Source organism: Clostridium sp. (assembly GCF_036781005.1).
Classification (GTDB): Bacteria; Bacillota; Clostridia; order Clostridiales; family Clostridiaceae; genus Clostridium_B.
In genome coordinates, this window is the sequence record NZ_DAIQBT010000019.1 from 12,903 (window position 1) to 25,860 (window position 12,958).

14 protein-coding genes and 1 pseudogene are annotated in these 12,958 nt (G+C 30.3%); 4 read left to right on the top strand and 11 right to left on the bottom strand.

Features of this window, described 5'->3' with window-relative positions:
• Window positions 1-142: 142 nt before the first annotated feature.
• Window positions 143-313 (bottom strand): hypothetical protein, encoded by a 171-nt coding sequence (locus tag V7Q02_RS09150; RefSeq protein ID WP_333860705.1) that lies wholly within the window; start codon window positions 311-313, stop codon window positions 143-145.
• A 150-nt stretch (window positions 314-463) separates the two neighbouring features.
• On the bottom strand, window positions 464-1,309 hold the full coding sequence (locus tag V7Q02_RS09155) for a DUF4179 domain-containing protein (RefSeq protein ID WP_333860706.1): 846 nt from the start codon (window positions 1,307-1,309) through the stop codon (window positions 464-466).
• A 197-nt stretch (window positions 1,310-1,506) separates the two neighbouring features.
• Here V7Q02_RS09155 and V7Q02_RS09160 point away from each other — a divergent pair, with 197 nt between their 5' ends.
• The 3 genes from V7Q02_RS09160 to V7Q02_RS09170 are packed head-to-tail and all read left to right on the top strand — an operon-like array spanning window position 1,507 to window position 3,223.
• Window positions 1,507-2,298: a thymidylate synthase gene (locus V7Q02_RS09160; RefSeq protein WP_333860707.1), complete on the top strand. Its 792-nt coding sequence runs from the start codon at window positions 1,507-1,509 to the stop codon at window positions 2,296-2,298.
• Entirely contained in the window at window positions 2,298-2,789 is a 492-nt protein-coding gene (locus V7Q02_RS09165) for a dihydrofolate reductase (RefSeq protein WP_333860708.1), read from the top strand. Before V7Q02_RS09160 ends, V7Q02_RS09165 begins: the two co-directional genes overlap by 1 nt.
• Before the next feature lie 53 nt (window positions 2,790-2,842).
• On the top strand, window positions 2,843-3,223 hold the full coding sequence (locus V7Q02_RS09170) for a L,D-transpeptidase (protein WP_333860709.1): 381 nt from the start codon (window positions 2,843-2,845) through the stop codon (window positions 3,221-3,223).
• A gap of 74 nt (window positions 3,224-3,297) precedes the next feature.
• Here V7Q02_RS09170 and V7Q02_RS09175 read toward each other — a convergent pair whose 3' ends face one another.
• From V7Q02_RS09175 to V7Q02_RS09190, 4 genes are all read right to left on the bottom strand, one after another.
• On the bottom strand, window positions 3,298-3,762 hold the full coding sequence (locus V7Q02_RS09175; RefSeq protein WP_333860710.1) for a chemotaxis protein CheX: 465 nt from the start codon (window positions 3,760-3,762) through the stop codon (window positions 3,298-3,300).
• Window positions 3,744-4,619, bottom strand: a complete 876-nt coding sequence (locus tag V7Q02_RS09180) for a response regulator (RefSeq protein WP_333860711.1) — start codon at window positions 4,617-4,619, stop codon at window positions 3,744-3,746. Before V7Q02_RS09180 ends, V7Q02_RS09175 begins: the two co-directional genes overlap by 19 nt.
• Before the next feature lie 15 nt (window positions 4,620-4,634).
• Window positions 4,635-5,555 carry a ketopantoate reductase family protein gene (locus V7Q02_RS09185; protein ID WP_333860712.1) on the bottom strand — a complete coding sequence of 307 codons (921 nt, stop codon included), beginning with the start codon at window positions 5,553-5,555 and terminating at the stop codon, window positions 4,635-4,637.
• Window positions 5,556-5,679: 124 nt separating this feature from the next.
• A complete protein-coding gene (locus V7Q02_RS09190) occupies window positions 5,680-7,104 on the bottom strand; it encodes an aldehyde dehydrogenase family protein (protein ID WP_333860713.1) in 1,425 nt (474 codons plus the stop codon).
• Window positions 7,105-7,264: 160 nt separating this feature from the next.
• Between V7Q02_RS09190 and V7Q02_RS09195 the strand changes: the two genes are divergently transcribed.
• Window positions 7,265-8,158 carry a DMT family transporter gene (locus V7Q02_RS09195; RefSeq protein ID WP_333860714.1) on the top strand — a complete coding sequence of 298 codons (894 nt, stop codon included), beginning with the start codon at window positions 7,265-7,267 and terminating at the stop codon, window positions 8,156-8,158.
• A gap of 17 nt (window positions 8,159-8,175) precedes the next feature.
• Here V7Q02_RS09195 and V7Q02_RS09200 read toward each other — a convergent pair.
• The 5 genes and pseudogenes from V7Q02_RS09200 to hypF all read right to left on the bottom strand — a co-directional run.
• Window positions 8,176-8,325, bottom strand: a pseudogene (locus tag V7Q02_RS09200) (transposase); the annotation flags it as partial.
• Between the two features lie 80 nt (window positions 8,326-8,405).
• A complete protein-coding gene (gene hypE / locus V7Q02_RS09205) occupies window positions 8,406-9,407 on the bottom strand; it encodes a hydrogenase expression/formation protein HypE (RefSeq protein ID WP_333860744.1) in 1,002 nt (333 codons plus the stop codon).
• Complete coding sequence (gene hypD, locus V7Q02_RS09210) at window positions 9,407-10,474, bottom strand: hydrogenase formation protein HypD (RefSeq protein ID WP_333860715.1); 1,068 nt, start codon at window positions 10,472-10,474, stop codon at window positions 9,407-9,409. Before hypD ends, hypE begins: the two co-directional genes overlap by 1 nt.
• Window positions 10,467-10,685, bottom strand: a complete 219-nt coding sequence (locus tag V7Q02_RS09215) for a HypC/HybG/HupF family hydrogenase formation chaperone (RefSeq protein WP_333860716.1) — start codon at window positions 10,683-10,685, stop codon at window positions 10,467-10,469. The genes hypD and V7Q02_RS09215 overlap by 8 nt, the downstream gene beginning before the upstream one ends.
• Before the next feature lies 1 nt (window position 10,686).
• Complete coding sequence (gene hypF, locus V7Q02_RS09220) at window positions 10,687-12,933, bottom strand: carbamoyltransferase HypF (protein WP_333860717.1); 2,247 nt, start codon at window positions 12,931-12,933, stop codon at window positions 10,687-10,689.
• Window positions 12,934-12,958 lie beyond the last annotated feature (25 nt).

Genomic DNA, 12,958 nt, shown 5'->3' on the forward strand with positions numbered 1-12,958 from the left:
CTCCTTTCTATACTCGCGACATGTAACAACTTTATTATATATAACAAGTTGTTACATGTCAAATTTAGAGATAAATTCATTTAAAATCAAACTATTATTTTCCATTCAATCTACTCTAATGTTATAGAAAAATATATCTTAATCACTTTCCTCTCAATTCTATTTTAATATTTTTATCTACCCCATTTTTCTTATAGGTAAATCCCAGATATAATTTTTTTACATCTTTAAAATATGGACTTTGAAAGTTTGCTGTTATTTCCTTGATTCCTCCATTGTTATCTCCTTCTCCAAAGCTTTTACATCCATACATATTACCTTCCCCATCTTCAAGATAGGGGTTTTTAAATATCCAATCCTCTGGTATGAAAAATCTGCCATATGCACTAATAGGATATAAATTTATACCTTCTACTTTTACAGAGGAATTTTCATTTGTTTCTTGTGCTTTTACATAATTCCTTTATTTGGCATTTATAAATTTATCTTCAATTTTTATATTTATACACCAGTTTCCATTAATAATTTTAGGGGATTTATGAAAAATCCTATAAATATAACCATGTCTATAATATTCCCTCACACTTACAATATCCTTATCAGAACAATATGTAAATTTAACACTGATAGTCTTTGGAATAGTACTTAATTTTGTACTTTTAGTAGATGTAAATCCCATTACCATTTGTTTTTCCTGGGAATTTTGAAAATTTCCTTGATTTACAAATATTTTACTAGAGCCATTATAAAAAACTATATCACCATATGTTTTTCCTGTATTTTTTTTATCCTTCATAATTTCATCAAAGTCTCTTCCATCATATAATAGCCTTCCACTATCGTCTGTAATTTGCAGTATTTCTTGGTTTAAATCATTCCACTTATAACTTTTGTCAGCTTTAGAAGTATAGCCTATAATAAGTTCATTTTTATCTATAGCAAGCTGATTAATTGTAACTGTAATTCCCTTATCTGAAACTGAATTATTAGATTCAATTTTATCTTTAAAACTCCCCTGCACAAAACCATTTTTAACAGCTGTATTTATTCCTTTATCATTAAATTTACTAAATAAATTCTTTATTGCTATAGAAGTGTTATTTACATACTTGGCAAAAGCAGGTGAAATACTGTTTAGTATTACACATAAAGCTAGAGCTGCTGTCAACATGGCCGCTGCTTTTACAGCAAATTTTTTATTTCTGCCTTTAGCTCTCCTTATGGCTTTTTCTATAACTAAATCTATCTCTTTAGGAATTTCTATATTACTTAATTCATCCTTTACTGAGAATTTATCATTTTTTTGCACTTTTAACTAAGATCTCAATATCCATCTACAGTCCTCCAAACAATTTATCAAGTTACAACCGTAATAACTTTCATATATTAGACCATAAAGTGTTCAATTTGGTTTTATTTTTTTTAAATTTGTTAAAAATAAATTGCATAAAAAATTTATGATATAATATGTGTAATTTAATATAAAATAACACTGGAGGTATGAAAATGAGTATAGCAGACAAACAATATTTACATATTGTGAAAAATATTTTAGAAAAGGGATATTACGATCAAAACAGGACAGGTATTCCTACATTTAAACTTCCCCATCAAATTATGCAATTTGATCTATCTGAAGAATTTCCTATACTTACTACAAAATTTGTAGCCTTTAAAACATCAGTAAAAGAACTTTTATGGATATACAAGGATCAATCAAATGATGTAAGGAAACTGCAGGAACAAAATGTACACATTTGGGATGAATGGATGAAAGAAGATGGCACCATAGGAAAGGCTTACGGTTATCAGGTTGCAAAATTCAAACAAGTTGATAATTTGATAAATACCCTGAGAACAGATCCTCAAAGTAGAAGAATGATTATATCTTTGTGGAATATAGAAGACCTCCCAGATATGGCATTATACCCTTGTTGTTATGAAACTCTGTGGGATGTAAAAGAAGACACATTAAACTGTATGTTGGTACAAAGAAGTGGAGATATTCCACTGGGTGTTCCTTTTAACATGTGTCAATACGCAATTCTCATTCATTTAATCGCTCATGTAACGGAACTTAAACCAGGACTCTTTACCCACGTTATAAACAATGCCCATATTTATGAAAACCAGGTTGAAGGTATGAAATTACAACTTACAAGAAAGGATAAAGCCTATGATGCCCCAAAATTATGGATAAATCCAAAGATTAAAGATTTTTACGATTTTTCCATAGATGATATAAAACTTATAGACTATAAACACCATGAAAAAATTAGCATGGAGGTGGCTATATAGTGTTGAGTATAATCGTAGCTCTAAATGAAGACTATTTAATAGGATGCAATAATAAACTTATATGGCATATATCAAGAGATTTAAAAAGATTTAAAAAAATAACCTACGGCAAAACAATCATAATGGGAAAAAAAACCTTTGAATCTCTGCCAGGTGTACTTTCAAATAGAAAACACATCGTTATTACAAAAGATTCTTCCTATGATATTGAAGATAAAAATGTAGTAGTAGTAAATACCATAAAAGATGTTCTAAAATATACACATTCTAAAGAAGAAGCTTTTGTAATAGGAGGTGGCCAAATTTATACACAGTTGCTCCCCTATTGTAATAAGTTATATTTGACCAAGGTAATTTCCCAAAAAAAAGGTGATACTTATTTTCCTAAGTTTAATATGGAAGATTATATTGTAACTGAATGTGAAAAACACAAAGATGATAATATAGAATACACTTTTATAACTCTGGAAAAAAAACACAATATTGGTTAACATGATTTCTATTCTCACATATTATATAAATAAATAATGTTTAGGAGAATCATATGTATTTATGCCCCTATGCAAATTATTTTTTTTTCCGCAGTCCTGCTCCTTCATATAGCATAACAATCAACAGGAATACAAAAAAGCTTACTTTATATAGAAATGGGAAGATATACAGAACATATCCTGTAGCCATTGGCAAAAGCAGAACACCTACCCCTTCAGGAATCTTCAGAATAATAAATAAACAGATAAATCCCGGTGGACCCTATGGTGTCCGGTGGATGGGATTAAGTGCAAACGGTATAGGCATACATGGTACAAATAATCCTGCTTCCATAGGTAAGGCTGTCTCTAATGGCTGTATAAGAATGTATAATAAAGATGTAATTGAACTATTCAATATAGTTTCAATGGGTACTATAGTAAAAATTATTTAGATTTAATATTTACTTCTATACGAATTTAAAATATCCTGTTGATTTTTACAACAGGATATTTTAAATCTATTGATCTAATTATTTTTTTCTATGGATATATTGATTTCAAAGGGGAGATTATCTACCAATAATTGAACACATAATACCTTATCATTGCCGGCGGTAGCTTTAAATTTACCGTACATTAAAGTAGGTGTGGATATCTCTACATTAACACCTTCTTCCGAAAATAAGGTACAGGCTTTTGCAGTTACCATATTAGTCATCTCTGAAAGGGCACTTTGAGCCATTTCATTTAACTCTTCCACAGGCATTCCCATCATCATCTTAGAAGCAATGTTTTTTGCACTTTCCATGGTAGCTCCATATATAATATTCCCTTTCAGATCTCCCACGATTCCAATTATGATTAAAACGCCGATGCTGTCTATGGTCTTGTTCTTTATACTAAGTTTACCCTTTTTTATATTACCTATGCCAAGTTGAGGCATTATGTCTATAAATGAATCTATAAATGGGTTTATATACCTGACATCCATTCTCCTGACCTCCTTTGAAAACCTATATTTATGTAAATATCTCCAAAGTTTGTTTTAGCTGTGGATGAGGTGGTAGTATCTAGTTCCGCTTTAGATATATTTATAGAATTTCCATAAAATATGGTCGGAGGTGCTACTCTCAGCCCCATTAATTTATTGGTTCTATTCATTACAGAAGATGCATTTCCTGCTATCATATTAGATAATTCCCCCATAATATTTAACATTTCCTCTGAACTTTTAGGTTTTCTCTTTAACATAAATGTAGAAAAACTCTCTGCAGTATCATAGGACATATCCAGCAGCATTCTGCCAGAATATTTTCCTATAATGCCCATAACAATAGATATTCCCTTAGATACATGCTCTACATTTGATTTGTCCTCTTTTTCAAATTCAGGAATACATTTTACCAATTTATTGAATATATTCATAAAAGCCTCTTTATACACTTTGTAATATATAGCTTCCAATTCTTTAAAAAGTTCTTCATCTGCCATTATTCTATTTATCAACAAAGAAAGCTCCTCTGGATCCGCAGGTTTCTGTATATATCCAGAAGCATGATTTTTTCTTGCTTTTTTTACTATTTCATCATCCATCATAGAACTTACTATTACAACATTTATATTAGGATCTATGTTATGAATTGCCTTGGTACATTCAATACCGTCTGTTCCAGGCATAGTCATATCCATAGTTACAATATCCGGTTTAAGCTCACTTACCACTTCAATTGTTTCCTCCAGTGAAGTTGCCTCTCCCACAACCTCAAAACCATTTTCAGCAAGCATATCTCTAAGCATTGCAATTGAAAATGGAGAATCATCTACAACAACTATTCTAGTTTTTTTCATTTTTGCACCAACTTTCTAATTTTTATTATTTTCCACTACCTTTATTATTCTCAGGAGCGTTTTGTTCACAGGAGTATCTATACCATATTTTTCTCCTAATTTGCAAACGGTTCCTGCAAACATATCCACTTCAGTTTTTCTTCCATATGTAATATCCTCAAACATTGAAGTCTTGCTGTTTGGATTCATAGTATCCAATATTTCATACCATTTGTCAATATCCCCTTTATTCAAGTTAATTCCTACTTTTTCAGATAATTTTACTACCTCCCACATGGCAGATTCCATAAGTTCTCTGGCTTCCTTTACCCTTTGAAATATGCCATAATTACCCTTGATTACCGCTGATGTCTGATTTATGCCCACATTTATCATAAATTTCCACCATAATGAACGCATCATATTCTCAGGGATTTCATAGGAAATACCCGCTTTAACAAAAACTTCTTCAACAGCTTGTACCTTTTCACTATGCTTTATATTTTGTTTTTCTCCAAAAACTATACTACCATAGCTTGAAAAATGAATATTATTTTCTTTTCGATTGGCATCAATGGCAATACACAGTGAATACAGCATCTTATCTGTGCCATACTTCTTTCCTATAATTTCTTCACTGGTAATACCATTCATGAGAGAAATAATGATTGTATCTTTTCCTACTTGATTCTTTATATCTATAACGGCCTGTTCCAATTGATTTGCTTTTACTGAAACAATAATTAAATCTGCTGGCTCACATTTTTCCTGTGGAGATATGCACGTAAAATTATATTTTTTGCCATTAATTATAAAACCCTTGCTTTTATATCTGTCTGCCCTTTCTCCTCCTGCTATAATCCTTATACCTTCTGGATTCATGTCATATAACTTACTATTATATGCACATCCAATGGCTCCCATCCCTATAGCAGATATATTTTTTATACTTTTCACAGAAATACCCCCTGCCTTGTTTAGATATACTAAAAAACAGCTGTCTTAATATCTATTGTAAATCAAATTTTTCCTTTATAGTATACTTTTTTCTAAAATTATAAGAGTATTTGTATATTATTCCTTAGAAATATTTGATAAATGCTTTGATAATTTTTTTTGTTTTAACGTGGAAAGGAGGATATGCTATTGAAAGAGGGGCTATTTTACCCTGTTTCATATAGGAGCGTTCATGGGTAAATGCCATAAAGCCGTGATATCCATGGGATTTTCCAATACCACTATTGTTAAATCCTCCAAAAGGCAAATTGATATTGGCAGCATGTACCACCACATCATTTATCACTGCATCTCCTGATTCGGTGTTATCTAATAAATAATTTATTGCTTTTTTATCCCTTCCAAATATATAAATAACCAAAGGTTTAGGTTTGGATTTTATATACTCTAGGGCTTTATCTATAGATCTATAAGGTATGATTGGAAGTATTGGTCCAAATATTTCTTCTTCTAATATTTTAGAACTTAAATCTACATCAGTAATTATGGTGGGATATATAAAATTATCACATTCATTAAAATATCCTCCACATCTTACTTTTGCCCCTTTACTTACAGCCTCTTCTAGAAGTTCTTTTATTCTTAAAAAATGTTCCTTTGTAATTATTCTGGAATATTTTAAATTATCCATATCTTTTTTTAAAGCACCATAATACTGAATAATATATTTAACCACAAGTTCAATAAATGCTTCTTCTTTATTTTGTGGAATCAGCAAATAATCAGGAGCTACACATATTTGACCTGCATTTAAGCACTTGCCCCAGGCTATCCTCCTAGCAGCTTCATCCAAATTAGCAGAGGGATGAATTATCACGGGAGATTTTCCTCCAAGTTCCAAGGTAACAGTGGCAAGGTTCCTGGCTGCAACTTCCATAACTATCTTTCCTACAGCAGGACTTCCAGTAAAAAATATATTTTCAAAAGGCTTTTCCAGAAGCATTTTAGAAATTCTATAGTCTCCTTGAAATGCAGCTACTTCATCCTCTTCAAATATAGAGGAAACCATTTTTTCTATACATTTCCCTGTAAAAGGTGTATACTCTGAGGGCTTTAATATTACACAATTTCCTGCTGCAATAGCAGAGACAAGTGGAGATATTGCCAGTTGAAAGGGAAAGTTCCAGGGAGAAATTATAAGAGAAACTCCTTTTGATTCATACTTTATTTTACATACAGCTCCAAAATATACAATAGGTGTTTTTACTTTTTTATCCTTCATCCATTTATGTAAATTTTTTATAGCACATCCAATCTCCCATAGAACAGGATAAATTTCTGTTAGAAGTACTTCTTCTTCTGGTTTTTTAAAATCATCATAAAGTGCTTTTCCAATCTCATCTATATGATTTATTATATATCTTTTTAGCATTTTCAATTTTTTAATTCTATCCCTATAACTACTTCTTCTTAATTTCCATTTATTACTTACCTGTAAATCAAAAATTCTATCCATCTCTTTTTTTATTTCAATTAAATTTATACTCACTTTTATACCTCTTTAAATATTTGTAAAATTAATACCAGCTTCAATTAAAAACAGTATGTATTGCACTTAAACGAATTGTTGTGATATCATTATAACGTTAGTCAAAAAACACAATATTGCTTAAATATAGAATACTTTTAATCAGGCAGGTGAAACATAAATGAAAAAGCAAGAATTAAAATCCAATATGCTTCTTTTAATAACAGCAGCCATATGGGGACTGGCTTTCGTAGCCCAAAAGGTGGGTGCAGAATATATAGGCCCCTTTGCCTTTAATGGAATTAGATTTGCACTAGGAGGCATTTCTTTAATTCCCCTTCTATTATATTTTAATAAGACTGAAAATAAAACTACAAACAACTGTCATAAAAAATACAATTTTATAATTGCAGGAATAATAACAGGATGTGTACTCTTTTTTGGAGCCTCTCTTCAACAGATAGGTCTAAATTACACCTCTGCAGGAAAAGCCGCCTTTATAACGGGATTGTACATAGTATTTGTACCTATTATAGGTATTTTTTTTAAGAAAAATATACCTTTAACTATCTGGATCAGTGTAATTATAACTGCCTTTGGTCTGTACTTTTTAAGTATAAATGAGAATTTTTCCATAGGTCGGGGGGATTTATTAGAAATTATAGGTGCATTTTTTTGGGCATCGCACATATTGCTTATTGACTACTTTATCAAAAAAATAGATGCATTAAAGTTATCTTTTGTACAAACTCTAACCTGTTCCATACTCAGCATAACAGCATCGCTGATTTTTGAAAAGACAACTATTACCAGTGTATATAGTGCCCTTATACCTATACTCTATGGTGGAATATTTTCCGTAGGAATAGCCTATACTCTGCAAATAGTAGGACAAAAGCATGCTAGGCCTTCCCATGCAGCAATAATACTGAGCATGGAATCAGTTTTTGCCACTCTTGGAGGCATGCTAATTTTAAATGAACATTTACAATTCAGAGAATATATGGGCTGTTTTTTAATGCTGTCAGGAATGCTTTTATCCCAGATTTCTAATTTCAATAATGCTAAAATTTAATTTACATTGTTCACTTCTAATTCACAGTAAACGTAAGTCAACATTAGCAGTAAGAAGTATCTGTTTATACTACGATTACTTCTAACTTGATAATGATTCAGGCCAAGATATTTTTTAGTTTGTCTAAAAAATATTTCTATTGGCCATCTGTGTTCGTATCTTTTAAGCCCCTGAAATGCTTCACCTGCTTATATTGAATATTGTATATTTATGCAAACGAATCGTTCCTATAAGAATAGTAACTACTTTAGCATATCCTTGGCAGCATTTCTCCATCTAAAATATTTAAAATTCTTGTGCCTCCAAAAGAATTTTCCATGTATACCATATGCTCTAGATCCTCAGTAAAATTCCCTATAATACTTGCATTACCACACTGTTCTAAATTATGAAGTTTATTTAATATTTCCTCAGCCATTTCACCTTTAACTACAAGTACAATTCTTCCTTCACAAGCCATGTACAACGGATCCAATCCTAACATTTCATTTACAGCATATACCTCTCTTTCAATAGGTATACTTTCTTCCATAAGCTTTACACTTAAACCGGCTCTATTTGAAATTTCATTTAATATTGTACTAAGGCCTCCTCTTGTAGGGTCTTTCATTATTTTTATGAAAGGATAGTATTTTTTTAATATGCTTATAATTTCATAAACCGGTGCACAATCACTTCTAATATTGCTTTTTATATCTATATTATACCTTTCAAGGGCTATAGTAGTACCATGTTCTCCTATATTCCCACTTACAATTATCTTATCACCAGCTTCAATATTCTTCATTTTATAATTATTTTCAATAATACCTACCCCAGAAGTATTTATAAATAATCCATCTACACATCCTTTTTCAACAACTTTAGTATCTCCAGTTACAATCTTAACATTTGAGTATTCACATTGAAGGGCCATTTCTTTAACTATTAAATCAAGGCTTTCAATTGAAAAACCTTCTTCTATTATAAATCCTGTACTTAAATATAAAGGTTTTGCCCCTGATACGGCTAAATCATTTACAGTACCACAAACTGCAAGCTTACCAATATTCCCTCCTGAAAAAAATAGAGGTTTTACAACAAAAGAATCTGTAGTAAATGCCATTTTACCCTGACTTATAGAAAATACAGCTGAGTCTATTCCAGTATCTAAAATACTGTTCTTAAAATATTTATAAAAAATATTTTGGATCAATTCGCCAGTATATTTTCCACCATCACCATGAACTAATTTAATAGTTTCCCCCATCATCTCTTACCTCCATATTTATAATAAATAGAACAGGAACCTTCTGAAGACACCATACAGGGTCCAATAGGAGATTCTGGAATACATTCTCTGCCAAAAAAACTGCAATCATAGGGAACTTTCTTTCCTAATATAATTTCACCACATACACAATTATTTTTATTTTTTTCTTCTATTACCAATTCAAATTTATTTAAAGCATCAAATTCTTCATATTTTCTATTTAAATACAAACCAGACTTTTCAATTCTACCAATGCCTCTCCATATACATTCACTTTTAAAAAAACATTCTTTAATAATTCCCATGGCAAGTAAATTTCCATTTGGTGTTACACAAGTTCTATATAAATTTTTAAACTTTTTTTCCAATCTATTATTTTGTTTGATTAAAAAATATATTGAAGATATAATATCTAAACTCTCAAAACCAGATACTACAGAGGCAATATTATAATTTTCCTTAATAAATTTAAAATAATCAGCACCTGTTATAACTGCCACATGCCCTGGACATATAATTCCTTGAATTTTACAATTTCTATCGCTTAATATTTTGTGTAAAACTGGCTTTATAACCTTTAAACTACTCAAAATAGAAAAATTATTAATATTATTTTCTTTTGCCCTTTTTACAGTGAGTCCAATTAATGGAGCGGTAGTTTCAAAACCAACTGCCAGGAAAACTACCTCAAAGTTTTTATTTTTCTCTGCAATTTTAAGTGCATCTAAAGGAGAATATACTATATTAATTTTTTTCCCTTTTTCTCTTTGTTTTATTAAATTTTCTTCTGTTCCCCTAACTTTCATCAAATCTCCAAAAGTTGCTAATATAATATTTTCTCTTTCTAAAAGTTTGATAGCTGCATCTATATACCCTTCCGGTGTGACACAAACCGGGCACCCTGGTCCCGATACTAAATTTACATCAGGATAAAGCACTTCTCTTATACCCATTTTTGCTATACTTTGAGTATGTGTACCACATATCTCCATTATGTTAAAGCGTTCTATACCACTATTTTTAATTTTATCAATTAAATTAATTATAATATTATTTTTATTCATTTTGTATTTCCATTTCAAATATTTTTTGCAAATAATCAAAATATCCCCTATCGATCTTCTCTATTCCAAAGCCTGCATGTATTAGAATATAATCTTTTATTTTAGGATTTTCTATAAGTTCGATGTCCACATTTTTTTCTATCCCCATAATATCCACTTTAGCTAAATTTCCATGAATAGATTTTATTATGCCTGGAACCGCAAGACACATTTTACGTCCCCTCTTTCTTTATAATTTCATCTGCAATTACAATTTGTCCAAATGAAATTCCACCATCATTTATAGGTGTTTTAGAATTAAAAAAAACTTCTAATCCTGCTTTTTTAAGTTCATTGTAAATGGATTTAAGTAAATGTTCATTTTCAAACACTCCTCCACTTAAAACCACTTTATATATTTTATATAGTTTTGATAACTTAAATACTAAATCACAGGTGAGTTTTGAAATTGTATTATGAAATTTAGAAGATATTGTACTTTTTTTAACTTTATTATTTATATCAACCAGTACTCCATAAATAATATCTTTAATTCCTATTAAAAAAACGTTGTCCTCATTTCTTATTTTATAGTTATAACATTCATGTACATTCTCATCAATTATATTTTCCAGAGCTATAGCAGCTTCCCCATTATATGTAACTGAAGTCATAAGACCTATCAACGCTGAAATACAATCAAAAAACCGTCCAACACTAGAAGACTTATAACAATTTAGTGATGTTTTTAAAGCTTTAACAATTACATCTAATTTATCCCTATCTACGCCACCTATAAATTCATTTATAGAATATCCAAAAAAATATAAGTAGCTTACAGCACATCTCCAGGGCTGTTTTATAGATGTATCTCCCCCTTGTATATTTACATATTCAAAATGTCCTACCCTGTTAAAATTATATCCCGATGCAATAAGAAACTCCCCTCCCCATATATTTCCATCAATTCCAAAGCCTGTTCCATCATATATAACTCCAATAACTTTACCTTCAATATTATGTTCTGCCATACAGCTTGCCATATGGGCATAATGATGTTGTACTTTTATTATTTTTCGGTCTTTACTATTTCCATACTTGCTTGAAATATAAAATGGATGCATATCTTCTGCCCATACTTTAGGACTTATATCTAGCAATTCACATAAATGATTCAACACATATTCATAATTTTTATAACAATTAAAGTTCTGTAAATTACCCATATACTGACTGGTATATACGTAACCATTTTTAGAAAGCGATATACTGTTTTTTTCTTCAGGACCTAAAGCAATAATATTATCTCTAACCTTAATATTTTCTGTTGATGGAGCATACCCCCTTCCACTCCTTATAACACATTCCTCACCATTAAATACTTTAACAACAGGATCATCAATTGGAATGTAAATTTCTCTATCATGCATTAAGAAATAATCGACCACATTTTTAAGACTTTTAACTGCACTATTATTTTTATATTCAATTGGAGATCCGCTTATATTACCACTTGTCATTATAAGTAGATCTAATTCTTTTTCTAATATTAAGTAATGCATAGGGGTATAAGGAAGCATAACACCAAGCTTTCTTTGGCCTGGTGCAATATTATCTGGAAGGTCTATATTAAATTTTTTTTTCAACAGTACAATTGGCTTTTTTCTGCTAGTTAAAATCTGTTCTTCTTTTTTATTTAATTTACAGAATTTTTTTACAGTATGAATTTCTTTCATCATAATTGCCAATGGTTTATTAGGCCTTTTTTTTCTATTTCTAAGTTCACTTATGGCCTTTTCATCTCTGCCATTACATACTAAATGAAAGCCGCCAATTCCTTTTATTGCAACTATTTTTCCTGATTTTATAAGTTCAATAGTTTTATCAATTACATCTCCACATTTTTCAATTTGGTTATTACTATTTATAAGCACTAATGAAGGTCCACATTTTCTGCAGCAATTAGTTTCTGAATGAAATCTTCTATCCAGAGGATTAGTATATTCATCTTCACAACTACCACACATACCAAAAGACTCCATGGTAGTATTTTTTCTATCATAAGGCAATACTTTTATTATGGAATATCTTGGACCACACTTAGTACAACTTGTGAAAGCATACCTATATCGCTTTCCTGTATGGTCCATTATGTCCCGGGCACAATCTTCACAAGTACCTATATCCGGCAGCATAAACTTTACAGTATCAATTTCATTAGAACTTTCTCTAATATTAAAACCATCATAATATAAATATTCCAGAGTTCTACATTTCACTGAATTTATAATAACTGGAGATGGAGGATTTTTAATTACTTTAAGTATAAACTTTTTAATATTATCTAAAGTTCCAGTTATATCAATAGTAACACAACCACTAGAATTATTTACCCAACCATAAATTTCATATTCCTTAGCTGTATTATATATAAATGGTCTAAAACCAACTCCCTGTACTACACCATATATATTTACCAAATACCTTTTTTTATAGCTATTTTTC

Excerpts from the sequence above, each read along its gene's own strand:
- V7Q02_RS09170 (WP_333860709.1), top strand. The coding sequence starts at position 2,843 with ATGTATTTATGCCCCTATGCAAATTATTTTTTTTTCCGCAGTCCTGCT.
- V7Q02_RS09175 (WP_333860710.1), bottom strand. The coding sequence starts at position 3,762 with ATGGATGTCAGGTATATAAACCCATTTATAGATTCATTTATAGACATA.
- V7Q02_RS09195 (WP_333860714.1), top strand. The coding sequence starts at position 7,265 with ATGAAAAAGCAAGAATTAAAATCCAATATGCTTCTTTTAATAACAGCA.
- V7Q02_RS09160 (WP_333860707.1), top strand. The coding sequence starts at position 1,507 with ATGAGTATAGCAGACAAACAATATTTACATATTGTGAAAAATATTTTA.
- hypE (WP_333860744.1), bottom strand. The coding sequence starts at position 9,407 with ATGGGGGAAACTATTAAATTAGTTCATGGTGATGGTGGAAAATATACT.
- hypD (WP_333860715.1), bottom strand. The coding sequence starts at position 10,474 with ATGAATAAAAATAATATTATAATTAATTTAATTGATAAAATTAAAAAT.
- V7Q02_RS09215 (WP_333860716.1), bottom strand. The coding sequence starts at position 10,685 with ATGTGTCTTGCGGTTCCAGGCATAATAAAATCTATTCATGGAAATTTA.
- V7Q02_RS09180 (WP_333860711.1), bottom strand. The coding sequence starts at position 4,619 with ATGAAAAAAACTAGAATAGTTGTTGTAGATGATTCTCCATTTTCAATT.
- V7Q02_RS09150 (WP_333860705.1), bottom strand. The coding sequence starts at position 313 with ATGTATGGATGTAAAAGCTTTGGAGAAGGAGATAACAATGGAGGAATC.